Origin of the sequence: Streptomyces nigra (genome assembly GCF_003074055.1) — a bacterium.
GTDB classification, from domain to species: domain Bacteria; phylum Actinomycetota; class Actinomycetes; order Streptomycetales; family Streptomycetaceae; genus Streptomyces; species Streptomyces nigra.
In genome coordinates, this window is sequence record NZ_CP029043.1 from 5872509 (window position 1) to 5897414 (window position 24906).

The 24906-nt window shown below is 74.6% G+C and carries 26 protein-coding genes; 17 read left to right on the plus strand and 9 right to left on the minus strand.

The features are described from left to right. Nucleotides 1-26 precede the first annotated feature (26 nt). The 4 genes from murC to DC008_RS27135 all read left to right on the plus strand — a co-directional run bounded on the left by murC (nt 27) and on the right by DC008_RS27135 (nt 3765). Nucleotides 27-1418 carry a UDP-N-acetylmuramate--L-alanine ligase gene (gene murC, locus DC008_RS27120; RefSeq protein WP_108709188.1) on the plus strand — a complete coding sequence of 464 codons (1392 nt, stop codon included), beginning with the start codon at nt 27-29 and terminating at the stop codon, nt 1416-1418. Nucleotides 1419-1431: 13 nt separating this feature from the next. After that, complete coding sequence (gene msrB, locus DC008_RS27125; protein WP_108709189.1) at nt 1432-1839, plus strand: peptide-methionine (R)-S-oxide reductase MsrB; 408 nt, start codon at nt 1432-1434, stop codon at nt 1837-1839. Between the two features lie 122 nt (nt 1840-1961). After that, nucleotides 1962-2708 (plus strand): PP2C family protein-serine/threonine phosphatase, encoded by a 747-nt coding sequence (locus tag DC008_RS27130; RefSeq protein WP_108709190.1) that lies wholly within the window; start codon nt 1962-1964, stop codon nt 2706-2708. Between the two features lie 52 nt (nt 2709-2760). Continuing rightward, complete coding sequence (locus DC008_RS27135) at nt 2761-3765, plus strand: N-acetylglucosamine kinase (protein ID WP_244221424.1); 1005 nt, start codon at nt 2761-2763, stop codon at nt 3763-3765. Nucleotides 3766-3797: 32 nt separating this feature from the next. On the opposite strand, the gene DC008_RS27140 is transcribed toward DC008_RS27135, so the two are convergent. Then, complete coding sequence (locus DC008_RS27140) at nt 3798-4685, minus strand: MurR/RpiR family transcriptional regulator (protein WP_108709191.1); 888 nt, start codon at nt 4683-4685, stop codon at nt 3798-3800. A gap of 90 nt (nt 4686-4775) precedes the next feature. Here DC008_RS27140 and DC008_RS27145 point away from each other — a divergent pair, with 90 nt between their 5' ends. Together DC008_RS27145 and DC008_RS27150 are read left to right on the plus strand one after the other, a co-directional pair. Continuing rightward, the gene (locus DC008_RS27145; protein ID WP_108709192.1) at nt 4776-5546 is read left to right on the plus strand and encodes a sugar isomerase domain-containing protein; all 771 of its coding nucleotides are present in this window, start codon (nt 4776-4778) and stop codon (nt 5544-5546) included. Nucleotides 5547-5658: 112 nt separating this feature from the next. Continuing rightward, a complete protein-coding gene (locus DC008_RS27150) occupies nt 5659-6240 on the plus strand; it encodes an Rv1733c family protein (RefSeq protein WP_108709193.1) in 582 nt (193 codons plus the stop codon). 40 nt (nt 6241-6280) lie between these two features. Here the strand turns inward: DC008_RS27150 and DC008_RS27155 are convergent, their stop codons facing one another. Together DC008_RS27155 and DC008_RS27160 are read right to left on the minus strand one after the other, a co-directional pair. Then, on the minus strand, nt 6281-7030 hold the full coding sequence (locus DC008_RS27155) for a DUF4142 domain-containing protein (protein ID WP_108709194.1): 750 nt from the start codon (nt 7028-7030) through the stop codon (nt 6281-6283). Between the two features lie 149 nt (nt 7031-7179). Beyond that, nucleotides 7180-8544 (minus strand): hypothetical protein, encoded by a 1365-nt coding sequence (locus tag DC008_RS27160; protein ID WP_108709195.1) that lies wholly within the window; start codon nt 8542-8544, stop codon nt 7180-7182. 113 nt (nt 8545-8657) lie between these two features. On the opposite strand from DC008_RS27160, the gene DC008_RS27165 reads away from it, so the two are divergent. The 5 genes from DC008_RS27165 to DC008_RS27185 all read left to right on the plus strand — a co-directional run bounded on the left by DC008_RS27165 (nt 8658) and on the right by DC008_RS27185 (nt 13591). Further along, entirely contained in the window at nt 8658-9884 is a 1227-nt protein-coding gene (locus DC008_RS27165; protein ID WP_108710877.1) for a molybdopterin-dependent oxidoreductase, read from the plus strand. Beyond that, nucleotides 9884-10321, plus strand: coding sequence for a hypothetical protein (locus DC008_RS27170; protein WP_108709196.1), 438 nt, complete (start codon nt 9884-9886; stop codon nt 10319-10321). The genes DC008_RS27165 and DC008_RS27170 overlap by 1 nt, the downstream gene beginning before the upstream one ends. Before the next feature lie 81 nt (nt 10322-10402). Beyond that, nucleotides 10403-11092, plus strand: coding sequence for a response regulator transcription factor (locus tag DC008_RS27175; RefSeq protein WP_108709197.1), 690 nt, complete (start codon nt 10403-10405; stop codon nt 11090-11092). Then, a complete protein-coding gene (locus tag DC008_RS27180) occupies nt 11089-12543 on the plus strand; it encodes a sensor histidine kinase (protein ID WP_108709198.1) in 1455 nt (484 codons plus the stop codon). Before DC008_RS27175 ends, DC008_RS27180 begins: the two co-directional genes overlap by 4 nt. Before the next feature lie 52 nt (nt 12544-12595). Next, nucleotides 12596-13591, plus strand: coding sequence for an NAD-dependent epimerase/dehydratase family protein (locus tag DC008_RS27185; RefSeq protein ID WP_108709199.1), 996 nt, complete (start codon nt 12596-12598; stop codon nt 13589-13591). 33 nt (nt 13592-13624) lie between these two features. Here the strand turns inward: DC008_RS27185 and DC008_RS27190 are convergent, their stop codons facing one another. Beyond that, nucleotides 13625-14737: a sensor histidine kinase gene (locus tag DC008_RS27190; RefSeq protein ID WP_108709200.1), complete on the minus strand. Its 1113-nt coding sequence runs from the start codon at nt 14735-14737 to the stop codon at nt 13625-13627. Nucleotides 14738-14739: 2 nt separating this feature from the next. Further along, entirely contained in the window at nt 14740-15468 is a 729-nt protein-coding gene (locus DC008_RS27195; RefSeq protein WP_108709201.1) for a response regulator, read from the minus strand. A gap of 105 nt (nt 15469-15573) precedes the next feature. On the opposite strand from DC008_RS27195, the gene DC008_RS27200 reads away from it, so the two are divergent. From DC008_RS27200 to DC008_RS27225, 6 genes are all read left to right on the plus strand, one after another. Further along, entirely contained in the window at nt 15574-16311 is a 738-nt protein-coding gene (locus tag DC008_RS27200; protein WP_382111161.1) for a glycosyltransferase family 2 protein, read from the plus strand. After that, a complete protein-coding gene (locus tag DC008_RS27205; protein ID WP_108709202.1) occupies nt 16308-16919 on the plus strand; it encodes a TIGR04282 family arsenosugar biosynthesis glycosyltransferase in 612 nt (203 codons plus the stop codon). Before DC008_RS27200 ends, DC008_RS27205 begins: the two co-directional genes overlap by 4 nt. A 431-nt stretch (nt 16920-17350) precedes the next feature. Then, on the plus strand, nt 17351-18283 hold the full coding sequence (locus tag DC008_RS27210) for a class I SAM-dependent methyltransferase (RefSeq protein WP_425276569.1): 933 nt from the start codon (nt 17351-17353) through the stop codon (nt 18281-18283). Nucleotides 18284-18355: 72 nt separating this feature from the next. Continuing rightward, nucleotides 18356-19495: an ABC transporter ATP-binding protein gene (locus tag DC008_RS27215; protein ID WP_164492386.1), complete on the plus strand. Its 1140-nt coding sequence runs from the start codon at nt 18356-18358 to the stop codon at nt 19493-19495. Beyond that, entirely contained in the window at nt 19492-20178 is a 687-nt protein-coding gene (locus tag DC008_RS27220; protein ID WP_108709203.1) for an ABC transporter permease, read from the plus strand. The genes DC008_RS27215 and DC008_RS27220 overlap by 4 nt, the downstream gene beginning before the upstream one ends. After that, on the plus strand, nt 20175-20843 hold the full coding sequence (locus DC008_RS27225; RefSeq protein WP_108709204.1) for an ABC transporter permease: 669 nt from the start codon (nt 20175-20177) through the stop codon (nt 20841-20843). The genes DC008_RS27220 and DC008_RS27225 overlap by 4 nt, the downstream gene beginning before the upstream one ends. 35 nt (nt 20844-20878) lie before the next feature. Here the strand turns inward: DC008_RS27225 and DC008_RS27230 are convergent, their stop codons facing one another. The 4 genes from DC008_RS27230 to DC008_RS27245 are packed head-to-tail and all read right to left on the minus strand — an operon-like array spanning nt 20879 to nt 24836. Beyond that, complete coding sequence (locus DC008_RS27230; protein ID WP_108709205.1) at nt 20879-21478, minus strand: GTP-binding protein; 600 nt, start codon at nt 21476-21478, stop codon at nt 20879-20881. Continuing rightward, the gene (locus DC008_RS27235) at nt 21465-21890 is read right to left on the minus strand and encodes a DUF742 domain-containing protein (protein ID WP_108709206.1); all 426 of its coding nucleotides are present in this window, start codon (nt 21888-21890) and stop codon (nt 21465-21467) included. Before DC008_RS27235 ends, DC008_RS27230 begins: the two co-directional genes overlap by 14 nt. A 25-nt stretch (nt 21891-21915) precedes the next feature. Continuing rightward, complete coding sequence (locus DC008_RS27240) at nt 21916-22398, minus strand: roadblock/LC7 domain-containing protein (RefSeq protein ID WP_055624051.1); 483 nt, start codon at nt 22396-22398, stop codon at nt 21916-21918. Further along, a complete protein-coding gene (locus DC008_RS27245; protein WP_374207364.1) occupies nt 22395-24836 on the minus strand; it encodes an ATP-binding protein in 2442 nt (813 codons plus the stop codon). Before DC008_RS27245 ends, DC008_RS27240 begins: the two co-directional genes overlap by 4 nt. Between the last annotated feature and the right edge of the window lie 70 nt (nt 24837-24906).

A 24906-nucleotide genomic window follows, 5' to 3' on the forward strand; every position in this document is an offset into this window, starting at 1 on the left:
TCGTATCGCACTCCTGGGAGACACGCATGGCACCCGGCCTTCCCCCCGCCATGGACCGACCGCACTTCATCGGCATCGGCGGGGCCGGCATGTCGGGCATCGCGAAGATCCTCGCGCAGCGCGGGGCCGCGGTGGCCGGCAGCGACGCCAAGGAGTCCGCGACCGCAGAGGCGCTGCGGGCGCTCGGCGTCACCGTGCACATCGGGCACGCCGCGGGTCACCTCGCCGACGACGCCAGCTGCGTCGTGGTGTCGTCGGCGATCCGCAAGGACAACCCCGAGCTGGCCCGCGCCGCCGAGCTGGGTGTCCCGGTCGTGCACCGCTCCGACGCGCTCGCCGCGCTGATGGACGGGCTGCGCCCGATCGCCGTCGCCGGCACGCACGGCAAGACGACCACCACGTCCATGCTGGCCGTCTCCCTCGGCGAGCTGGGCCTGCGCCCGTCGTACGCCATCGGCGGCGACCTGGACGTCCCCGGCTCCAACGCGCTCCACGGCGACGGCGACATCTTCGTCGCCGAGGCGGACGAATCGGACCGCAGCTTCCACAAGTACGCCCCCGACGTCGCCATCGTCCTCAACGTCGAGCTCGACCACCACGCCAACTACGCGTCGATGGAGGAGATCTACGACTCCTTCGTGACGTTCGCCGACCGCATCACCGAGGGCGGCACCCTGGTGATCTCCGCCGACCAGGACGGCGCGCGGGAGCTGACCCGCCGGGTCGCCGGGCGCGGGCCGCGCGTCGTGACGTACGGCGAGGCGCAGGACGCCGACGTCCGGGTCCTGTCCGTGGTGCCGCAGGGGCTCAAGAGCGAGGTCACCGTCCTGCTGGACGGGCAGGAGCTCACCTTCACGGTCTCCGTGCCCGGCCGCCACTACGCCCTGAACGCCGTCGCAGCGCTCGCGGCGGGCGCGGCGCTGGGCGTCCCGGCCGCCGAGCTGGCCCCCGCGATCGCCGCGTACACCGGTGTGAAGCGGCGGCTCCAGCTCAAGGGCGAGGCCGCGGGCGCCCAGGTCATCGACTCGTACGCGCACCACCCGACCGAGATGACGGCCGACCTCCAGGCCATGCGGTCCGCCGCCGGGGACGGGCGGATCGTCGTCGTCTACCAGCCCCACCTCTTCTCCCGCACCCAGGAGCTCGGCAAGGAGATGGGCGAGGCCCTCGCCCTCGCCGACGCCTCGCTGGTCCTGGACATCTACCCGGCCCGCGAGGACCCGATCCCGGGCATCACCAGCGAGCTGGTCGTCGACGCCGCCCGGGCGGCGGGCGCCGACGTGACCCCGGTCCACGACGAGAGCGAGGTGCCCTCGCTGGTCGCGGGAATGACGAAGCCCGGTGATCTCGTTCTCACCATGGGCGCGGGCGATGTCACCGACCTCGGCCCGCTCATCCTGGACCGCCTGTCGAAGTGAGGGGCACACACCCATGTCGTACGACGTAGAGAAGCCGGACGAGGAGTGGCGCGCGGAACTGAGCCCGGCCGAGTACGCCGTGCTGCGCCAGGCCGGGACGGAACCCGCCTTCACCGGTGAGTACACCGACACCAGGACCGAGGGCGTCTACTCCTGTCGCGCCTGCGGGGCCGAACTGTTCACGTCCACCACCAAGTTCGAGTCGCACTGCGGCTGGCCGTCCTTCTACGACCCGAAGGACACCGACGCGGTGGAGCTGATCGAGGACCGCTCGCACGGGATGGTGCGCACCGAGGTGCGATGCGCCCGGTGCGGGTCCCACCTCGGGCACGTGTTCGAGGGCGAGGGGTATCCGACCCCGACCGACCAGCGGTACTGCATCAACAGCATCTCCCTGCGGCTGACGCCCGCCGAGGGCTGACGCGCGCGCCACGCGGCCGGGGCCGGACCCCGGCCGCGCTGGCAGGGTGGACGCCGACCTTCCTAGACTCGTAGCAGGCCCCTGGTCGGCGGTACGCCCGGTACGGAAGGCGGTGACACCGCATGCCGTACGTCGCGGTGAGCGCGATCACCCATCCCGGGCTGCTGCGCGAACGCAACGAGGACAGTCTGGCCGTCGGGCCGTGGACGCTGTGCGCCACGGTGACCGAGAGCCCGCAGACCCTGGTCTTCCCGCTCGGCACCCCGGTCGCCGTGGCCGTCGCGGACGGGCTCGGCGGACACCCCGGCGGCGACCTCGCCAGCTCGCTGGTGGCACGCCGGATCGCGATGCTCGGACCCGCCCTCGACAGCGAGGTCGCCGTCCGCGACGCCCTGAACGCCTGCAACCGCGCCGTGTACCAGGCCGCCGGGGGCGACGAGCCGACCGAGCTGACGGCCATGGGCACGACGGTCGCCGGTGTGGTGGTGCGCGAGGACGCCGTGCTGGTGTTCAACGTGGGCGACAGCCAGGTCCTCGCCGTCGACGGCGACGGCCTGCGCCAGGTCAGCGTCGACGACAACCCGCCCCACCCGCCCGGCCGTACGACGTCCCTGGTCACCCAGTGTCTGGGCGGCTCACGCACCTTCCGCCAGGTCGACCCCCACATCAGCACCGAGCCCCTCGAGCCCGGCACCCGGTACGTCGTGTGCTCGGACGGCCTGACGGACCCGGTGCCGGTGGACACGGTCGAGGGGATCCTGCGGGAACACGAGGACGGCCGGGCCGCCTTCGAGCTGTGGCGGGCCGCGATCGAGGCGGGCGGCCCGGACAACATCACGGTCGCGGTGCTGCGGTTCGCAGACCAGTAGCACTTCGCAGATGCCTTGTCCCGCGTGAATGGGTCAACCACCATGGTCGGCCATGACCGACGACATGAACCGGCGAGAGACTCTCTACGTCGCCGGTGTGGACGCCGGGGGCACCCGCACCCGTGCCGTCCTGGCGCCCCTGGCCGGTGGCGCGCCCCTCGGGGAGGGCGGCGGCGGCCCCGGGAACGCGCTGACCGTGCCCGAGCCGGAACTCGCCGGGCATCTCGCCGACGCCCTGGCCGGAGCCGTGCCGCCCGAGCTGCGCGACCGGGTGGTGGCCGTCGCGGGCGGCTTCGCCGGCGCCTCCCGGCTGGCGCCGGACGAACCCGGCCAACTGCGGGCGCGGGCCGCCCTCACCGCCGCGCTGGACCGGCTCGGCATCACGGGAGCGGTGGTCGAGATATACAGCGACGGGGAGGCCGCCCTCGCCTCCGCGCCCGGCGGCCCGGCCGACGGGATCGCCCTCATCGCCGGTACGGGAGCCGTCGCCGTACGCATCACGGACCGCGTCTGCGCGGCCACCGCGGGCGGCGACGGCTGGCTGCTGGGCGACGACGGCGCCGGTTTCTGGCTCGGCCGCGAGGCGGTACGGGCGGCCCTGCGGATGGCGGACGGGCGGGGCGGGCGGACGGCCCTCGCCGGGATGGCCGGGCACGCCTTCGGACTCCCGCGAGACGTCCTGCCGCCGTCCCCGCACGACCCCGCGGACTGGCCTCGGGAGCGCCGCGAGTCGTACCGGATACGCCTGCTGCCCGCGGTGATGGACCGGCATCCCGTGCGGCTCGCCGAACTCGCACCGCTGGTGGCGGGGGCCGCCGAGGAGGGGGACGCGGTGGCGTCGGAGATCCTGGCGGCGGCGGCCGGCCATCTGGTGGACCTCGTACGCGCGCTGGACCCGCGGGCCGGGGAACGGATCGTGGCCACGGGCGGCCTCCTCGGCCCCGAGGGCCCCCTGGCGGCCCCGCTGGTCGCGCGCCTGCGTCCGCTGGGCCTCGCCCCGGACCTGGTGACCGACGGCTGCCGGGGGGCGGTGACGCTGGCGCGGCTGGCGGTGTGAGGTGCCCGGACACCTCCTGGGCCCCCGCCGGATCAGCGGGTGCGGCGGTTGGGGACTCGGTGCGTTGGGGCGATGTGGCTGGTCAGGGTCAGGGAGGCGCTCGCTCGGTCGTAGGAGAGTTGGGCGACGCGGACGTACAGGCAGTCGATGAGGACCAGGGCCGAGTGGCGGGCGCCGATGCCGCCGCTGCGGAAGCTCGTCTCCGAGGTCGCCGAGACGAGGCGGACGTCGGCCGCCTTCGCGAGCGGTGAGCGGGGGTCGGAGGTGAGCGCGATCGTCGTGGCGCCGCGCTCCCGGGCCAGTTCGAAGGGTTCCAGCACCTCCCGGGTCGCCCCCGAGTGCGAGATGCCGATGGCCACGTCCGCCGGGGTGAGCAGGGCGGCGGAGGTGGCCGCCGCGTGCACCTCCGTCCAGCCGCGCACCGCGCAGCCGATCCGGAACAGCCGCATCTCCGTCTCGCGGGCCACGGCACCGCTGCCGCCCACGCCGTAGACGTCGATCCGGCGGGCCCGCGCCGTCGCCCGGGCGGCGCGCTCCAGCGCGTCGAGGTCCATGCCGTCGACGGTCTGCCGGACCGCCCGCAGATCGGCGGCCCCCACGACCCGTACGACCTTCTCCAGGCTGTCGTCGGGGGAGATGTCCGGGCCGATCTCGGCCGTCCCCCAGTCCGTGCCCGCCGCGCCCCGTCCGCGCTCGGCGGCCAGCTCCATCAGCAGGTGCTGGTACGAGTCGAGCCCGAGCGCCCGGCAGAACCGGGTCACCGTCGCCTGCGAGGTGCCGGTGCGGCGGCCCAGCTCGGCCGCCGAGCACCGGGTGACCGCCTCGGGGTCGGCGAGGACCAGCTCGCCGACCTTCCTCAGCGACCCGGTCAGGCGGGGCAGTTCGGCACGGATCAGAGCGGTCACATCCGTCGGGGGCATGGCCCGAAGGTAGCAGTCGGCGGTAGCGTTCGGTTCAGTCATTCAGTCGTGGTCCGACAGATGGTGGATTCATTCATCGCGGGAGGGGTCATGTCCGACGCGTCCGTGAGCGCCGAGCGTTTCGTGCACGAGAGCAGGGCCGTCCTCGACCGGGTCACCGGGTCCGCGGCCGTGCGGAAGGACGTGGCCCGTGCCGCCGAGCTGATCGCCGGGTGTGTCCGGGGCGACGGGGTCGTGCAGGCCTTCGGGACCGGGCACTCCCAGGCCGTCGTCCTGGAGATCGCCGGGCGGGCCGGGGGACTGGTGCCCACGAACCGGCTGAGCATCGCCGACCTCGTCCTGTACGGCGGCGAACCCCCGAGCGTCCTCGACGACCCGCTGCTCGAGCGCCGGGCGGGGGTCGCCGCCCGCCTCTACGAGCTGGCCGCGCCGCGCCCCCAGGACCTGTTCGTGGTGATCTCCAACTCCGGCGTCAACAACGTCGTCGTGGAGATGGCCCTGCACGCCAAGGAGCGCGGGCACGCCCTCCTCGCCCTCACCTCCCTCGCCCACACCCGGGCCGTACCCGCAGGGCACGCGAGCGGCCGCAAGCTCGCCGACATCGCCGACGTCGTCCTCGACAACGCGGCCCCCCGCGGCGACGCCCTGCTGGAGCTGCCCGGTGGCGGTGCCGTCTGCGCCCTGTCGACGCTCACCGGCGTACTGCTCGTGCAGATGGCCGTCGCCGAGGCGTCCGCGCTGCTCCTCGCCGCCGGGGAGCGCCCGCCGGTGTACGTCTCGGCCAATGTGCCGGGCGGCTACGAGGGCAACCTGGAGCTGGAGAAGCGGTACGCCGGACGCATCCGCCGCACCGCGAGCTGACCCCGTGCGCAGGCCGGGATCCGGGGCCCGCGAGGTGCCTCCGGGTGCGTGCGGCGGCCGGTGAATGGGCGCACACTGGAGGGGTGCTGTCGGTGCTCAAGGGGGTGTCGGCATGGCGGTGTCCGAGTGCACGAAGGTCCGGTGTTGGAGGTGGCGGCGCAACCCGCTGAAGCGGCGCAGCGACGTCGTCGAGGCGTGGGTGATGCTGTGCGCCTGGCTGTTCGCACTGATCGGCGGTCTCTTCGCCGGTCTCGCGGCGGCGGACGCGGTCGTCGGCTCCGCCGAACGCATCCGCTCAGAGAGCCGCCGGGTGACCGCCGTCCTGGTGCGGGACGCCGAGGAACCGGGGCCCGCGCGCGTCACCACCGACCATCTGGTGTGGGCCACCGTCCGCTGGACCGACCCGGACGGCACCCCGCACACCGACGAGGCGCGGGTCCCGCCGAAGACGAAGGCCGGCAGCAAGGTCCAGGTGTGGACCGACCGGCACGGCGCCGTGGCCAACGAGCCGCTGTCCGGGGCCGAGACGACGCTGCACGCGGTCTCCGGCGGTCTGCTCGCCGGCTCGGGCGCGGCCGGCCTGGTGCTGGGCGCCGGCTGGGTGGTGCGGCTGGCGATGGAGCGGCGGCGGCTGGAGCAGTGGGACGCCGAGTGGGCGCGGCTGGACACACCGCCGCGCTGGAAGACCGGCTGAGCCGAGCGACGGTGCCCCCGGACCCGCCGGGGGCACCGGCTCACTTGACGTCCGCGCTGGGCAGCGCCTTGGGGGACGTGGTGTCCAGGTTCTCCAGGCCCTTGGGGATGGCGAGCGTGAGGACCGGCGCGCCCGGCTGCGGCGCGGGCGGGGTCAGCTGGTCCTTGGGGAGCTTCGGCGGAGTGGTCTGCTGGAAGTTGTTCTGGTCGAAGTTGACCAGCCCCGTCTTCTCCAGCACCGTGATGTGGTCGAGCACGGTGTCGTTCGCGAGGTCGGCCAGCTGACGCACCATGGTGTTCTGCGTGTTCGCCCGGATCTTCGCGATGACCGGGAAGATCTGACCGTGCGTCACCCGCATGATCGCCACGCCGGTCGAGTCGAACTCCTTGCCTGTCTTGGAGTCCACCGTCGCGACGAACTGCTGCTGCTGCGGGCTCGCCTGGTTCGGCAGCGTGATGTTGAGCTGCGTGGCGGCCTTGCGGCAGGCCAGGTCGAGGCGGGCGTGACCGACCACCAGGTGCTTGCCGGCCTCCTTCATCGCCGCCGTGGTGCCCCGCTGCATCGCCATCATGCCGAGCGGGTGCTCCCAGAGCCCCGCCGCCCGCACCTTGACCACGAAGTCGCGGTCCGCCTCGGTCAGCGGCCCCCACTGCGTGTTGGCGATGACCCGGTCCTGGCTGACGGACGTGGTCTCCACTCCCAGCATGGCGGGGTAGGCCAGGGCGGAGAGGGTCAGGACCAGGGCGCCTCCCACAAAGACGGTGCCAACCATGCGGCGCGAGACGGGCATCGTGCCTCCAGACGTGAACGGCTCGTACCCCCATTGGTACGGACGGGACGGCCAGAACAATCACCGCTGCGGGAAAAACTTACGATCCGCTGTGCGGCGTACGTCACACGGCCCCTGGAAAGACACACCCGCAAGGGGGCGCACGCGGCTCACCAGCCCGTCAGCAGCAGATGGTTCACGAGCAGGGCCACTCCCGCCTGGGCCGCCAGCCAGCCGCGGACCCCGGTCAGGAACGCCGTCGCGGGCAGCAGCCACACGGTGAACGGCAGCCAGATCCGCTCCGTCTCCGCCTTGCTCATCCCGGACAGATCGGCGACCAGGATCGCGGCGAGCGCGGCCAGTACGAGCACCCCGAGCCGCCCGTCGGCCGTACGCCCCCGCAGCAGGGGCACGGACGCGGTCCGCCGCAGGCCCGCCACCGTCGCGAGCCCCACCACCAGCACCTGGCAGGCCAGGTTGGCCCACACCCAGTACACCTGCGGCCGTTCGCCGCCGACGCCCTGGTGGTAGCGGGTGACGAGCACGTCGTACGCCTCCCACCAGGAGAAGCCGAAAGCCGTGAACACCAGCGGCACCACGGCGAACCCCGCCAGGACGAAGGGCAGCGGCCGCAGCCGCGCGGACCCGAGCAGCAGCACACCCGCGCCGATCACCACGAGCAGCGTCAGGCCGTACGACAGATACACGGCGAGCCCGGACAGCAGACCGCAGGCCAGACCCGTCGCCCGGGGCCGGTGCCCCGTCACCGCCAGCGCCAGGAACGCCAGCGCCCACGCCGCGACCGCCGCGAACCAGGCGTCGGCCGACGTGCCCAGCCACACCGCGCCCGGCGCCAGCACCAGGAACGGCGCGGCGCGGCGGGCGTGCCGCTCGGAGGCGAGCGCGCGGACGGCGACGAGGACGGCGATCGCCGCCGTCGTCCCGAGCGTGATGCACCAGACGGCCGCCCAGGCGCCGCCGCCCAGTCCGGCCCGGTCCAGGAACACGAAGGTGAGGGTGGCCGCCGGGGGGTGCCCGGCGACATGCGCGGGCCAGTGGTCCGGTGTGCCGAGCAGGATGTGCCCGGTGAAGTCCCGCAAGGTCGCCGGAATATCCTGGAACCGGTCGACGGCCCGGAGGTACTCGTGGCGTGTCGCCAGCCGCCCGGCGACGCCCCGCTGCCAGCCGTCGACCAGCGCCAGCGACCAGGTCCAGGCCATACCCGCCCCCCACACCGCCATCAGCAGCCGGCGCCACGGCAGACGGGCGGCCACGACCGGCCCGTACGCCACCACGGCCACCGCGACCAGCAGCGCGGCCGGGGTGCCGGGACCGGCGTGCGGATGCCAGGTCGCGAGGACCGGCGGCCAGTCGACGTGCAGGGTGCCGTCGCGGTGCTCGACGACGGTGCCCACCACGGCGGCCACGGCGAACAGCAGCACGGCGGCGGCGACCGCGTACAGGTCGCGGCGCAGCGCACGACGGCCGTCGGGGCGGGCGGCCGGGCGGGTCTCGGGCAGCAGATCACGGGTCACGTCAGCACGCTAGGCCGCCCGGCGTCCGCCCCCCGTGTGACAAGCGGAGACGTCAGCGATCCGTCATGGTTCGCCTCGGACGGCGCGGGCTCCCGGCGGCCTACGGTCGGCTCATGGCACGGTCCCCGTTCGACCCCTCCTTCTGGCGCAGCCCGCTGCGCGGGCCCTGGCTGACCTCGGTGCTCGGCGTCGTCCTGCTCGGCGGGATCACGCTGCTGTTCGTGACCGGGCTGCTGTCCTACGCCGCCTACGACCCGAACCTGTCGCCGGTGAACGACAAGACCCCCGGCAAGGGCGTCCTCGGCTTCTACCTCTTCCCCTGGCCGACCGGCCCGCGCTGGCTGTACCGGCTCACCCAGGGCGTCCATGTCACCCTCGGCATCGCCCTGATCCCCGTCCTGCTGGCCAAGCTGTGGTCGGTCGTCCCCCTGCTGTTCCGGCTGCCGCCCGCCCGGTCCGTCGCGCACGCGCTGGAGCGCCTCTCGCTGCTGTTCCTGGTCGGCGGGGCGCTGTTCGAGTTCGTGACGGGCGTGCTCAACATCCAGCTGGACTACGTCTTCCCGGGCTCCTTCTACCCGCTGCACTTCTACGGGGCGTGGGTCTTCTTCGCCGCCTTCGTCACCCACGTCGCGCTCAAGGCGCCCGCGGCCCGGCGCGGACTGCGGCGGCTGCGGGAGGAGTCCAGCGGCCTGGTGGCGCCCGAGCCCACCGAGCCGACCGTCTCGCGGCGCGGCGCCCTCGCGTTCGTCGGAGGCGGCTCCCTGCTGCTGTTCGCCACCACCGTGGGCCAGAACTTCGACGGGGCGCTGCGCCGGACCGCGCTGCTCGCCCCGCACGGCGGCGCCGAACCCGGCAGCGGCCCGGCCGGCTTCCAGATCAACAAGACGGCCCGCTACGCCGGGATCCGCGCCGCCGAGACCTCCGAGGAGGTGTGGCGGCTCGTCGTGGTGGGCCGCGCCGGACGCACCGTCCGCCTCTCCCGCGCGGACCTGCTCGCCCTGCCGCAGCACCACGCGGCCCTGCCCATCGCCTGCGTGGAGGGCTGGTCCACGTCCGACCAGTGGTGGCGCGGGGTCCGGCTGCGGGACCTCGCGGCGCTCGTCGGCGACGAGGCGGCCCCGCCCGACGTCCTCGTGGAGTCCCTGCAGCGGCGCGGCGCCTTCCGGCGGGCCGCGCTGCGCTCCCACCAGGTCGCCGACCCGTTCAGCCTGCTCGCCCTCGCCGTCAACGGTGCCGATCTCACCCCCGACCACGGGTATCCCGCCCGGGTCGTCGTGCCCGCCGCACCCGGTGTGCTGAACACCAAGTGGGTGGCGCGGCTGACCTTCCAGGACCTGTGATGCGACGCCCGCCCCTCGGCAGCCCCCTCCAGCTGCTCCTCCTGGCCTGCTCCTTCGCGCTCACGGCCTACGCGGGGGTGCGGCTGCTGGAGTCGGACCCGTTCGCGGTCGCACTGTGGTTCGTGGGCGCGGCCGTCCTCCACGACCTCGCCCTGGTGCCGCTGTACGGAGCGGCGGACCGGGCGCTGGTACGGGGCATGGAACGGTCGGGGCACCGCGCCAAGAACATGTACGTCCGGGTGCCGGCCGCGCTGTCGCTGCTGCTTCTGCTGGTGTGGTTCCCGCTGATCACCGGCCGGGTCGCGGACCGCTACGCCCGCGCCACCGGCCTCTCCCCGGACGGCTTCCTGGCCCGCTGGCTCCTGATCACGGCCGCGCTGTGCGCGGGGTCCGCGGCGGTGTACGCGCTGCGCCGCCGCAGGCAGCGCAACCCCTGAAAGCTGTCGGGCACCTGTCGATATGGCCCCGCACCGCACCCGCCCCTCGGCACACCGCAGCCGGTGCCGCAGTATGAACGGGTGGAGAACGTACGCCTGCTCGTCGTGGACGACGATCCGCCCATCGCCGACCTCGTCGCGACGGTCGCCCGCTACGAGGGCTGGGAGGCGGTCACCGCGAACTCCGGTGAGGAGGCGCTGCGGCGGGCCGCCGCGTTCCACCCGGACATCGTGGTGCTCGATCTGATGCTGCCCGACGTCGACGGCTTCGGGGTGCTGGACCGGCTGCGCGCCACCGGGCGCATGGTGCCGGTGGTGTTCCTGACCGCCCGTGACGGCGTCGCCGACCGGGTCGCCGGGCTCACCCGCGGCGGCGACGACTACCTGGTCAAGCCGTTCGCCGTCGAGGAGTTGATGGCCCGGCTGCGCACGGTGCTGCGGCGCAGCGCCGGCCCCGGCTTCCCGCGCTCCGTGCTGCGGGTCGCCGACCTGACGATGGACGAGGACACCCGCGAGGTCCGGCGCGGCGACCGGCTGCTCACGCTCACCCCGACCGAGTACGAGGTGCTGCGCTATCTGATGCGCAGGTCGCCGACCGTGCTCACCAAGGCCCAGATCCTCGACCACGTCTGGGAGTACGGCTTCGGCGGCCGCTCCAACGTCGTCGAGCTCGTCGTCAGCAGGCTGCGCCGCAAGCTCGACGACACCGGCGCCCCGCTGATCCACACCGTGCGCGGCTTCGGCTACGTCGTCCGGGAGGCGTCGGGGTGATCGGGCGGCTGCGCCGGGCGTACCGCGCGATGCGCCTCGGCACCCGGCTGGCGCTCGGCCTGGCGGTGCTGTCACTGACGGTGTTCGCGGTGGTCGGCACCGCGCTGACCACGTACATGCGGGACTATCTGGCCGCGCAGCTCGACACGCAGCTCGCGCAGGGGCAGATCGCCCAGTCCAAGTCCGTCGCCGACCACGGCACGCTCAGCGGCAAGAAGTACTACAGCTGGTTCTACGCCGTGTACGACGTGACGGACGGCAAGGCCGTGCTGCGCACCCCGGAGGACCCCGCCGATCTCCCCGACGACGTCGGCGACTTCACCGCGCTGGCCCGCACCCAGGCCGGCGCGCACCGGGAGGTGCTGCGCACCGCGCATCTGCGGGGCGCCGGCGAGTACCGGCTGCGGGCCTGCGAGGTGGAGCCCGGCGTCGTCCTGGTCAGCGCCGCGCCCCTGGACGGCATCGAGGACACCGTCGGCCGGCTCGTCACCCTCCAGGCGGTCACCTTCGGGCTGGCGCTGGTCGCCCTCGTGGCCCTCGGCCGGGGCATGCTGCGGCGCGGCCTGAAGCCCCTGGGCGACATGGCGCACACCGCGCGGGACATCACCTCGCACGACCTGACCGACTCCGCGCGGCTCCCCGTGCGGCACGACCGGCGTGGCGGCGGAGCCGAGGTGGAGGAGCTGCGCACCGCCTTCAACACCATGCTGGAGCACATCGACGACTCGCTTGCCGTCCGGGCCGAGGCCGAGCAGCGGCTGCGCCGCTTCGTCGCCGACGCCTCGCACGAACTGCGCACCCCGCTGATGTCGGTGCGCGGCTACGCCGACCTCTTCCAGTACGCCGCCGCCAACGTGCCCGGGGAACGCGAGCGGCACCTCGCCCGGCTGCGCGCCGAGGCGGCCCGGATGGGCGTCCTCCTCGACGATCTGCTGCTGCTCGCCCGGCTCGACGCCGCCGACGTGGAGGCGCCGCTGCGTCCGGTCGAGGCGGACCTGGTGGAGCTGGCGGAGCAGGCGGCGGACGCGTTCCGGGCCACCCGCCCCGGCCATCCGCTGACCGTCGTCCCCGGCCCCGCCTCAGTGCCGCTGCGCCTCGACCCGCAGCGCATCCGCCAGGTGCTGGACAACCTCCTCACCAACGCGGCCGTGCACACCCCGCCCGGCACCCCGGTGTCGCTCGCCGTGTCCGTCGCGGACAACTCCGCCCGGGTCGCCGTCACCGACGCCGGGCCCGGCATACCGCCCGCCGACCGCGAACGCGTCTTCGACCGCTTCTACCGCGTCGACAAGGCCCGCAGCCGTGACCGCGGCGGCAGCGGACTCGGCCTCGCCGTCGCCCGGTCCCTCGTCGCCGCCCACGGCGGCCGGATCACCGTCACCGGCGGGCCGGGGGAGACCCGCTTCACGGTGACGCTCCCGCTGACCGCGTCCGCCCTTACGAACCCGTGACATGAGGGCCGCGCGACGGCCCCGGGCGGCCTCGGCGCCCTAGCGTGAACGCATGCGTGTACTGGTCACCGGCGGCGCCGGATTCATCGGATCCCACATCGTCCGGGCGCTCGCCGCACACGGGCACGAACCCGTCGTGCACGACGTCCGCACCGATCCCGCGGCGGACGTCCGCGACCCCGACGGCGTACGGCTCGCCCTCGCCGGCGTCGACGCGGTCTGCCACCAGGCGGCCATGGTCGGCCTCGGCACCGGCTTCGCGGACGCCCCCGAGTACGTCTCCCGCAACGACCTCGGCACGGCCGTGCTGCTGACGGCGATGGCGGAGTCGCGGGTACAACGGCTGGTGCTGGCCGGGTCGATGGTCGTGTACGGCGAGGGCCGCTACACCTGTGCCCGGCACGGCGCCGTCCGGCCGGGCCCGCGTACCGTCGCCGCCCTGGACGCGGGCCGGTTCGAGCCGCCCTGCCCGGTCTGCGGCGCCGACCTCACCCCCGGACTGGTGGGGGAGGGCGCGCCGGCCGACCCGCGCAACGTGTACGCGACGACCAAGCTCGCCCAGGAGCATCTGGCCGCCGCCTGGGCGCGCGCGAGCGACGGCACCGCGGTGTCGCTGCGCTACCACAACGTCTACGGCCCCGGCATGCCCCGCGACACCCCGTACGCCGGGGTCGCGTCGTTCTTCCGCTCCGCCCTCGCGCGCGGGGAGGCACCCCGGGTCTTCGAGGACGGGCGCCAGCGGCGGGACTTCGTCCATGTGCGCGATGTGGCCGCCGCGAACGTGGCCGCGCTGGAGGCGAGCGGCGGAGGCCTTCCGCCGGGCGCGCTGACCGCGTACAACACCGGGAGCGGTGAGCCGCACACCGTCGGCGAGATGGCCGAGGCGCTCGCGGCCGCCCACGGAGGCCCCCCGCCCGTGGTGACGGGGGAGTACCGTCTGGGCGACGTCCGGCACATCACGGCCGACTCCTCCCGGCTCCGTGCCGAACTGGGCTGGAAGCCCCAGGTGTCCTTCGCCGAGGGGATGACGGAGTTCGCCGACGGGTGACCACCCTTCTATGACCGGTGGTGCTGCCCGCGTTCAGGAAGCGGCGGCGGGCAGCACCACCTCGAACCGGCAGCCGCCGGGCACGTTGCGGACCGTCGCCCGGCCCTCGTGCGCCTCCACGATGCCGCGCACGATGGCGAGTCCGAGCCCGGCGCCGGCCGGGGGCGTCCGGGCGTGCGTCCCGCGCCAGCCCGTGTCGAAGACCCGCGGCAGGTCCTCGTCCGGGATACCGCCGCAGCCGTCGGTGACGGACAGCACCACGCCGTCGGGGGAGCGTTCGGCGGCGATCGCGACCGTGCCGTCCGCCGGGGTCCGGCGGATGGCGTTGACCAGCAGATTGCCCAGCACCCGGCTCATCTCCCGGCCGTCCACATGCACCGGCAGCGCCTCCACCCGGCCGCCGACCAGCCGGACGCCGTGCTCACGGGCCAGCGCGTCCGCGCCCGAGAGGGCGTCGCCCACCAGGTCGTACAGGGACAGCCGGGCGAACGACAGCTTCAGCGTGCCGGCGTGGATCCGGGACAGTTCGAACAGGTCGCCGACCATGCCGTCGAGGCGTTCGACCTCCATCCGGATCTGCTTCAGATACCGGTCCGGGTCGGCGGCCACCCCGTCCTCCAGGGCCTCCGCCATCGCGCGCAGCCCGGCCAGCGGGGTGCGCAGATCGTGCGAGATCCAGGCGACCAGTTCACGGCGCGAGGACTCCAGCGCGCGCTCCCGCTCCCTCGACTCCGCGAGCCGGGCGCTGGTCGCCTCCAGTTCCCGGCGCAGCGCGGCGAGTTCGGCGGTGGCGGGCCCGTCCGGGGAGGTGAACGCCCCGCCGTCGCCGAAGGAGCGGGCGGCGAGCGCCAGCGCGTGGCTGCGGGCGGCGACCCAGCGGCCCAGCAGCAGCGCGGTCGCAAGGGAGACCACGGCGGCCATCGCGACGACGGTCGTGACGACGCTCAGATCGTGCCCCGACAGGAACATGGCCTGTGCCACGGCGAGCGTGCCCGCCAGCATCGCGGTGACGCCGACGCCCGCGACCACGGTGAGGTGCGCGATCAGGGAGCGGCGCCGGATCAGCAGCAGCACACAGGCGCCCAGGACTCCCGCCGCGGCGGCGCCCAGGAACGCGAACAGGGCGATGAGCAGCGTGTCGCGCACGGTCAGCCCTCCTCGGCGGGGGCGATGCCGTCGGCGTCGAAGCGGTAGCCGACGCCCCACACGGTCTGGATCAGCCGGGGCCGGGCCGGGTCGTCCTCGACCTTGCCGCGTAGCCGCCGCACATGGACGGTGACGGTCGACAGGTCGCCGAAGTCCCAGCCCCACACCTCGCGCATCAGGTCCTCCCGCCCGAACACCCGGCCCTGGTGCCGCAGGAAGAACGTGAGCAGGTCGAACTCCCGGATGGTCAGCGCGAGTTCGGCGCCGGCCTTGGTCGCGCGGCGGGCCGCCGGGTCCACCGTCAGACCCCCGGCGCGCAGGATCGCCGAGGGCTGCGCGGGGCGGCTGCGGCGCAGCACCGACTCGACGCGCAGCACCAGTTCACGCGGGCTGAACGGCTTGGTGACGTAGTCGTCGGCACCGACCTCCAGGCCGAGGATGCGGTCGTCCTCGTCACCGCGCGCGGTGAGCATGATCACCGGCACGGGGCCCTGCCCGCGCATCCGCCGGCACACCTCCAGGCCGTCCATGCCGGGCAGCATCAGGTCGAGGACGACGAGGTCCGGGCGGCGCGCGGCGGCCGCGGCGAGGGCGGCGGGCCCGTCGCCCGCCCGGTCCACCAGGTATCCCGCGCGGTCCAGGTATCCGGAGACGATCTCGGCCACGGTGGGGTCGTCGTCCACGACGAGGACCCGCGCCCCGGCCCCACCGCTCGCTTCTTGCTGCGTCATACGGCCAGCCTCGCACCCTCCGCGCGCGCGGAGGCGCCGTCCGGGCCCCGACGTCAGCTTTCCGTAAGGAGCCGTGGCCCGATATGTCCGGATCGCGCTCGTAGGGTGAAAGCCGTGACGATCTCCTCACCCCGAGCCACCCCCGGGGACCCGGCACCCGTCGACGTCGTACTGCCCTGCCTCGACGAGGCCGAGGCGCTGCCCTGGGTCCTGGAACGCGTCCCGCCCGGCTGGCGGGCGCTCGTCGTGGACAACGGCTCCACCGACGGCTCCGCGGACCTCGCGGCGAGCCTCGGCGCCACCGTCGTCCACGAGTCGCGGCGCGGCTTCGGCGCCGCCTGCCACGCGGGCCTCACCGCCGCCACCGCCGACATCGTCTGCTTCTGCGACTGCGACGCCTCCCTGGACCCCGGCGACCTGGTGCCGTTCGTCCGCCGGGTCGCGGCCGGCGAGGCCGACCTGGTCCTCGGCCGGCGCCGGCCCGAGCGGCGCGGCGCCTGGCCGCCGCACGCCCGCGCCGCCAACCTCGCCCTCACCCGGCTGCTGCGCCGCCGCACCGGGCTGCGCCTGCACGACCTCGGGCCGCTGCGCGCGGCCCGCCGCGAGGAACTGCTCGCCCTGGACCTGACGGACCGGCGCAGCGGCTACCCCCTGCAGATGGTGGTGCGGGCCGCCGACGCCGGCTGGCGCGTCACCGAGGACGACGTGCCCTACCGGCCGCGCGCCGGCGCCTCCAAGGTCACCGGGACCTGGCGCGGCACCTGGCACGCGGTGCGCGACATGAGCCGGGTGCTGGCCGAGGAACCCGCCGGACCCGGCATCCGGGAGGGGGCCCGCCCATGACCACCCTCCTCGTCATCGCCAAGGAGCCGCGCCCCGGCCGGGTCAAGACCCGGCTCACCCCGCCCTTCACACCCGAACAGGCCGCCACGCTCGCCGAGGCGGCCCTCGCGGACACCCTCGACACCGTCGCCCGCACCCCCGCCCGGCGCCGCGTCCTGGTCCTCGACGGCACCCCGGGTCCCTGGCTGCCGCCCGGCTTCGACGTCGTACCGCAGAGCACCGGCGGACTCGACGAACGGCTCGCCGCCGCGTTCGCCGCCTGCGACGGCCCCGCCCTGCTCATCGGCATGGACACCCCGCAGGTGACCCCCGAACTGCTCACCGTCGACTGGGCGGACTGCGACGCGTACTTCGGGCGGGCGCGGGACGGCGGCTTCTGGGCGCTCGGCCTGGCCGAACCCGACCCGGACCGGCTGCGGGGCGTCCCCATGTCACAGCCGTACACCGGCGCCGCCCAGCGCGCCCGGCTCGCGGGCCTACGGGTGCGGGACCTGCCGGCCCTGCGGGACGTCGACACCGCGCACGACGCCGGCCTGGTCGCCGCCGACGCCCCCGGCGGACGGTTCGCGGCGGCCCTGACCCGGCTCACCCCGGCGGTCCGCCGATGAGCGGGGTAAGGGAGGCCGCCGCCGCGTCGGTTCGCGCTGCCGCGCCGCCCGCCGGTCCCGTCGCCCCGGCCCGCCTCACCGCGCCACCCGCCGGTCCAGTCGCCCCGGTCCGCCCCGCCGTGCCACCCGTCGACGCCGCGCCGCCCGTCGACGCCGCCGCGCCGGTTCGCGCTGCCGCGCCGCCCGCCGGTCCCGTCGCCCAGGCCCGCCCGGTCGCGCCGCCCGCCGATCCCGTCGCGCCGCCCGCCGATCCCGTCGCGCCACCCGCCGGTCCAGTCGCCCCGGTCCGCCCCGCCGTGCCACCCGTCGACGCCGCGCCGCCCGTCGACGTCGCCGCGCCGGTTCGCGCTGCCGCGCCGCCCGCCGGTCCAGTCGCCCCGGCCCGCCTCACCGCGTCACCCGCCGGTCCAGTCGCCCCGGTCCGCCCAGCCGTGCCATCCGTCGACGCCGCCGCGTCGGTTCGCGCTGCCGCAGCGCCCGCCGACCCCACTGCCCCGGTCCGCCCCGCCGCGGCGCCCGCCGACCCCACTGCCCCGGTCCGCCCCGCCGCGCCGCCCGCCGACCCCACTGCCCCGGTCCGCCCCGCCGCGCCGCCCGCCGACCCCACTGCCCCGGTCCGCCCCGCCGCGCCGCCCGCCGACCCCACTGCCCCGGTCCGCCCCGCCGCGCCGCCCGCCGACCCCGGCGCCCCTTGGTCCGCCGACCCGTACGCGCGGGCCCTCGGCCGGGGCCGCGGGCCGCTGTTCCTGCGGCGGGCCGACGGCTGGCTGCTGCCGCTGGACGTGGAGCGCTGGTGCGCCGACGCCGACGCGGTCGACCGCGAGGTGCTGCGGCGCTGCGAGGGCGCCGTGCTCGACGTCGGCTGCGGCCCCGGACGGCTCGTCGCCGCCCTGGCCCGGCAGGGCCGTACGGTCCTCGGCATCGACGTCAGCGAGGCCGCCGTCGCGCGCACCGCGCGGCTCGGCGGACCGGCGCTGCGCCGCTCCGTCTTCGATCCGCTGCCCGGCGAGGGACGTTGGGGCACCGCCCTGCTCATCGACGGCAACATCGGCATCGGCGGCGACCCGGCGGCCCTCCTCGCGCGCCTGGCCCGACTCGTGCGCCCCGGCGGCCTGTTGCTCGCCGAGACCGTGCCCGGCCTCGACCTCGACGAGCGCGTCCAGGTCCATGTCACCGACGCCCGGGGCGCCGACGGTCCCCTCTTCCCCTGGGCCCGCCTCGGCACCCCCGCCCTGCTGCGGCACGCGGCACACACCGGCTGGCGGCCCGCCGGACAGTGGACGGTGGACGGCCGGTCCTTCGCCGCGCTGCGCGCCCACGCGATACCGGACCAGCGCAAAGGTCCCGCAACACAAGGCGTCTAGACTCGGCCATCGGCCCGGGCCCGTGGGTCACACGCGGGCGAAACCTGCCAGACCCGAAGGGTATTCGGCGTTTTGATACGGATAGATGCAGTCACCAAGCGATACCCGGACGGCACGGTGGCGGTCGACCGGCTGTCGCTGGAGATACCCGACCGCGCGATCACCGTCCTCGTGGGGCCGTCCGGCTGCGGGAAGACGACCACCCTGCGGATGATCAACCGGATGGTCGAGCCCAGCGAGGGCACCATCCTCCTCGACGGCGTGGACATCCAGCAGCAGCCCGTCAACACCCTGCGCCGGTCGATGGGGTACGTCATCCAGAACGCGGGCCTCTTCCAGCACCGCACCATCCTCGACAACATCGCGACCGTGCCCCGGCTGCTCGGCTGGGGCAAGGAGAAGTCCCGTGCCCGGGCCCGGGAGTTGATGGAGCGGGTCGGCCTCGACGGCGCCCTCGCCAAGCGCTACCCGTACCAGCTCTCCGGCGGCCAGCAGCAGCGCGTCGGCGTGGCCCGCGCGCTCGCCGCGGACCCGCCGGTCCTGCTGATGGACGAGCCGTTCTCGGCCGTCGACCCCGTGGTCCGCAAGGGGCTGCAGGACGAACTCCTGCGCATCCAGGAGGAGCTGGGCAAGACCATCGTCTTCGTCACCCACGACATCGACGAGGCCGTCAAGCTCGGCACCATGGTCGCCGTGATGCGCACCGGCGGTCATCTGGCCCAGTTCGCCCCGCCCGCCGAACTGCTCACCGACCCCGCCGACGCGTTCGTCGAGGACTTCCTCGGCGCCGACCGCGGCATCCGCCGGCTCTCCTTCTTCTCCTCGGCCGGCCTCGACCTGCTCACCGGGCCGATCGTCGCCGTCGACGCCTCCGCCGAGCAGATCGCCGCCGCGGGCCGCGCGGGCGCCCCCTACCTCCTCGTCGTCGACACCGACGGCCGCCCGGTCGGCTGGGGCGAGCCCGACGAGCTCACGGCCGGGTCCATCGCCACCGACGGACTCCTGTCCCACGGACGGCCGTTCACCGCCGGCACCGACTCGCTGCGGGCCGCCCTGGACTGCGCGGTGCTCTCGCCCACCGGTTGGGCCGTCGCCGTGGACGGCGACGGACGGGCCACCGGGGTCGTCTCCCAGACCTCCATCGGCGAGGCCATCCGCGGTGCCCACGCCGGCCGCGCCGCCGCCGGCACGGCCGAGAAGGTCGCCCCGTGAGCGACCTCTTCGACATGCCGAGCTATCTGGAGCACAGCTTCCTCGGCCTGGTCGGGCTGCATCTGCGCGAGGCGCTGCTGCCGGTGCTCGCCGGGCTGGTCCTGGCGCTGCCGCTCGCCCAGCTGTGCGTCCGCTACCGCTGGCTCTACCCGCCGGTGCTGTGGGTGACGACCGTCCTGTACGCCATCCCGTCGCTGGCGTTCTTCGTCGTCCTCATCGACTACACCGGGCTGAGCGAGCTCACGGTGATGATCCCGCTGGCCGTCTACAGCCTGGTCGTCCTGGTCCCGGCCATCGTGGACGGGGTGCGCTCGGTCCCGCAGGAGACGCTGGCCGCCGCCACCGCCATGGGCCTCGGGCCCGTACGCCGCTATCTCCAGGTGCAGTTGCCCATCGCGGCGCCCGCCATCCTCGCCGGGCTGCGGGTGGCGGCCGTCTCCAGCATCTCCCTGGTCAGCGTCGGCATGCTCATCGGCAACGAGGGCGCCCTCGGCAACATGCTCGACGCCGGACTGAAGTACAACCAGCCCCGGCTGGTCTGGCTGTCCGTCATCTCGACCGCCGTCCTCGCCATCCTCGTGGACGCCCTGCTGATCGTGCTGCGGGTGTGGGTGACGCCCTGGATGCCGCGCGGCGGCGGCCGGGGCGCCCGCACCCTCGTCGCGAAGGGAGCCGCCCGGTGAACATCCTCAACTTCGCCGACGCGTTCTTCAGCGACGGCGCCCACTGGCAGGGCTACGACGGCATCCCCGTCCGGCTCGCCGAGCACGTCCAGTACACGCTGATGGCGCTCGGCATCGCCGCCGCCATCGGGCTCCCCGTCGGCCTGCTCACCGGGCACACCGGGCGCGGCGGCAACGTGCTCGCCCTCATCGCCACGTCCGGCCGGGCGCTGCCCAGCTTCGGCCTGATGGTGCTGATGTTCATCCTGCTGGGCCTCGGCATGGCCCCCGTGATGATCCCGCTGGTGGTGCTCGCCGTGCCGCCCATCCTGGTCACCACCAACGAGGCGATGCGCTCCCTGGACCCGGCGCCCGTGGACGCGGCGCGCGGCATGGGCATGGGCGAGGCCCAGGTGCTGTTCCGGGTCGAACTGCCCACCGCGCTCCCGCTGATCCTCAGCGGGCTGCGCTCCGCGGCCATCCAGATCGTCTCGACGGCCACGATCGCCGCGTACGTCAGCTTCGGCGGCCTCGGCCGGTACATCGTCGACGGCCTCTACCAGCGGGACTACGAGAAGGTCGTGGGCGGCGCCACGCTGGTGGCCGGGCTCGCGGTGGTCACGCTGCTGGTGTTCTGGGCGGTGGGCCGGCTCGCGGTCTCCCGGGGCGTACGCAGGCCCACCTGACGGTACGGCGGTGCCGGGCCGCCCCGGCGCCGCCGTCAGCCCTCCGTACGCGCCAGGGCCACTTCCATGACCACGAGCAGGGCGTCGCGCACCGAGCCGGTCTCGCGGGCGTCGAAGACGACCACGGGCACGCCCTCGCTGACGTCGAGCGCCCAGCGGACCTCGTCCAGGGTGTGCTCGACCCGGCCGTCGAAGGCGTTGACGGCCACCGCGAACGGGATGCCCTTGTGCTCGAAGTAGTCGACGGCGGCGAAGCAGTCGTCGAGCCGCCGGGTGTCGACGATGACGAGGGCGCCGACCGCGCCCTCGACCAGGTCGTCCCACATGAAGCCGAACCGCTCCTGCCCGGGCGTGCCGAACAGATAGAGCTTCAGCGTCGGGTCGATGGTGATGCAGCCGAAGTCCATCGCGACCGTCGTCGTGGACTTCCGCGGGGTGTGCGTGAGGTCGTCGACGCCTGCCGCGACCTCCGTGATGGCCGCCTCCGTGGTCAGCGGCTCGATCTCGGATATCGCCCCCACGGCGGTGGTCTTGCCCACGCCGAAGCCGCCCGCGATCACCATCTTGACCGGCAGCGGCGGCCGTGCCGTCGCCGGTCCGGCCGGGGCGCCGGCGGCCGTTTCAGTCGCTGTCACTGAGGACCCCTCGTGCGTCGGGGATGGCGCGCAGGCCCTCGATGACCCTGCGCAGGACGGAGGCGTCGTGGACGACGCCGGAGTCGGGCACGTGCACCGTCAGCCGGCCCTCGTCGCGCAGGTCCTCGGCGAGGACCCGCACCACGTTCAGATGCAGCCGCAGCCGGGCCGCGATCTCCGCGAGGGACTGCGGCAGCCGGCACACGGCGACGATGTCGCGCCGCTCGAAGGCGAGCCGGTCGAGCGCGTCCAGCCCCTCGGCGGTGGCGACCACCTGGGTCTCGACGGGCATCGCCCGGCCGCCGGTGGTGTCCGCGACCCGGCCGGCGGTGAGCAGGAACGGCCGCACGGCGGACGCCTGCCCGACCGGTTCCGGGCCGCTCGGCTCCGGCGGTGGGATGTCGTCCGCCATGGGGTGTCCGCTCCTTCCGGCCCGGTCAGCGGGCCGAGGCCGCACCGACGCTGTTCTTGAGCTCCAGGACGAGCTGGGGGCTCAGCGCGGCTCCGGCCCGATTGGCGAACACCGTCATCTCGTAGGCGATGTTGCCCAGCTTGGCCTCCTTGTCGGTGACCACGCCGAGGACGGCGCCGCTGCCGATCGCGGAGACCAGCACATGGCCGCCGTCCAGGTCGATGATGACCTTGTTGAGCGCCCCGAGGCCGTAGTTGCCGGACGCGCCCGCGGCCAGGCTGGTGATCCCGGAGACGATCGCCGCGAGCCGCTCGGAGTCGGCCTGCTGGCGCAGCTCCGACACGGCGATCAGCAGCCCGTCCGAGGAGACGGCGATGGCGTCCACGACACCGGCCGTCTCGGTGGCGAAGCGATTCAGCAGCCAGGTGAAGTCGGCTGCGGCAGCCGCCAGTTCGGCTGGCGAGGCGTCCGCGCCTCCTGCCGGGGTGCCACCTGTCGACGTGCTCACTGCTCCGCTCCTTCCGGGGGGTCGTTCTCGTTCTGGGTCGGGGAGTTCGGGGCCGGGACCGGGACGGCCCCGCTCTCGCGGTGCGCGCGCTCCACGGCCGCCTCGAACGCGTCGAGTTCGTCGCGTACGGCGTCGGCGTCGACGATCCGGGGTCGGTCCGGCACCACGGCCGCCCGCTCGTCGCCCTGCCCCGCCGTGCGCAGGGTCGCGCCCCGGACCCGCCGCCGCAGCGGACGGCCGGAGGACGGGGCGGAGACGGGGGCGGGGTCGTCGCCGGAGCGGGGCGCGGGCACGGTGGGCGCCGGGGTGGAGGCGTCCGCCGTGGTCGCGGGGCGCTTGGCGCGGCGGGGGAGGGGGCCGGAGCCGTCCGGGTCCGCCGGTACGGCGTCCGCGGGCACCGGGCCGGTGGCGGTGGTGCCCGACGGCTCCGGGTCCGGCCGCTTGCTGCCGGCCAGGGCCGTGAGCGCCGGGGTGGAGGTCGTCGCCGTCGTGCTGCCGGTGACCAGACGGGCCGAGGGGATCGTCACCTCGGCCGTGACACCGCCGCCCGGCGTACGGGACAGGGTGACGGCGATCCCCCAGCGGCGCGCGAGCGTGCCGACGACGAACAGGCCGAGCACCTTCGTCGGCACCAGGTCGAGCCGTTCACGGCGGACCAGCCGGGCGTTCTCCTCCGCCAGGCGCTCGGCGGTCATGCCGAGGCCGTGGTCGCTGACCACGATCACCGCGTCGTCGCCGTCCGTCGCCACCGTCACCTCGACGGGGCTGTCCGCCGGCGAGAACGACACGGCGTTCTCCAGCAGTTCGGCCACCATCAGCGTGAGGTCGCCGATGACCTCCGGCTCCAGGACGGCCTCGGAGCGGGCCCGCAGCTCCACCCGCTGGAAGCCCTCGATCTGACCGAGCGCGGCCCGGACGACGTTGGTGAGCGAGGTGGGACCGGTGTCCAGCGCGGCCTCGTGGATGCCGGCGAGCAGCATCAGGCTGTCGGCGTTGCGCCGCAGGCGGACCGCGATGTGGTCGATGGAGTACAGGCGTTCCAGCAGCGCGGGGTCGGTCTCGCCGCGCTCCACCGCGTCGATCAGCGAGAGCTGACGAGACGTCAGGTTGCTGACGCGGCGGCCGACGTTGCCGAACATCTCGGCGACGTTGCGCCGGCTGAGCACCTGCCGCTCCAGCAGCGCCGCCGCCGTGGTCTGCACGTCGTTGAAGGTCTCGGCGAGCTCACCGATCTCGTCGCGCGCGGTGACCGGCATCTCGCGCAGCCGGGGCGGCCCCTCGTCCTCGGCGTCGTCGTCGGCGACCCGGGCCAGCTCGCGCCGGGCCACCTCGGCGACCTGCCGCGCGGCGCCCGTGAGCGCCACCACGGGCCGTACCACCGAACGCCGTACCAGCACGGCCAGGACCAGCCACAGGGCGAAGCCGAGCAGCGCCGCCCCGAGGAGCAGCAGCGCACGCCACGCGGCCGTCTCGGACGCGTTCTCCGCCCGGTCGGCGATCTGGTCGATCAGCGAGGTCGTGATCGACAGCCGGGTCTTCGCCTGGTCGCGGTAGGCGCCGTAGGATTCGAGGGCCTTGTCGAGGGACTCGCGGACCTCGGCGGGGGAGCCGGCCTGCGCCGCGCCGGGGTCGATCTGGAGCTCGGCGTACTGCCGGCTGATGGTGGACTGCGCGGTGGTGTACCGGATCCCGGCGAACGTGTCGGCCTGCGCCCCGGTGGCGAAGCGGGTGAACCGCTCGGCCTGGTGCGTGTACTCGTCGTAGGCGCCGATCGCGCTGATGACTTCGATGAGCGCGTTGGAGTCTCCGGTCGACGCGGAGAACACGGCCGTCTCGAACTCGCTGTGCGCGGCGGCCGACCGCAGCAGCGAGTCCAGCAGGTTGCCGGTGAAGGTGGTGGCGAGTTCGGGGTTGCGGTCCAGGGCGAGGCCGTCGATCAGCTGCCCCGAGGCGTGGGTGTAGGCGGGGTCGATGTTGTTGGCCGGGAGGTACCCGTCCTCGATGGTGTCCCGCAGCCCGGCGAGGCCCTCGACGTTCTTCAGGGCCTGCGCCTCGGTCTCCGGCAGCCGGTCGCCGAACGCCTCGCGCACCTGCTTGACCTGGGTGTCCACCCGGTCCTGGGCGGCGCGGTAGGCGTCCGCCGAGGGGTCGCCGCCCCCGGCGGCCTCGTGCCGTACGGAGAGCAGCACCGCCTGCTGGTGCTCGGCGGCCAGCCGGTCGACGAGCTTCGCGACCTCCACGCTCTCGCGGACCAGCCGGGCGGCGTTGGCCGCCTCGCGGGACTGGGCGGTCTGCTCGGCGATGAGATAGGCGAGAAGCGCGGCGACGACCGTGAGCGGCACACCGACCAGGAGGTTCAGCTTGTGCCGGAAGGGCCAGCGGTCGGGGTGACCGCGCATCCGGCGGGGGCGGGGTCCGCCTGCCTCGCTCGTGGACACCGGGATTCCTCCTTCGTGGGCGCCGCATGGGTGCGTGTGCCTCACGTGACCGCTGTTGCTGACTTCCGAT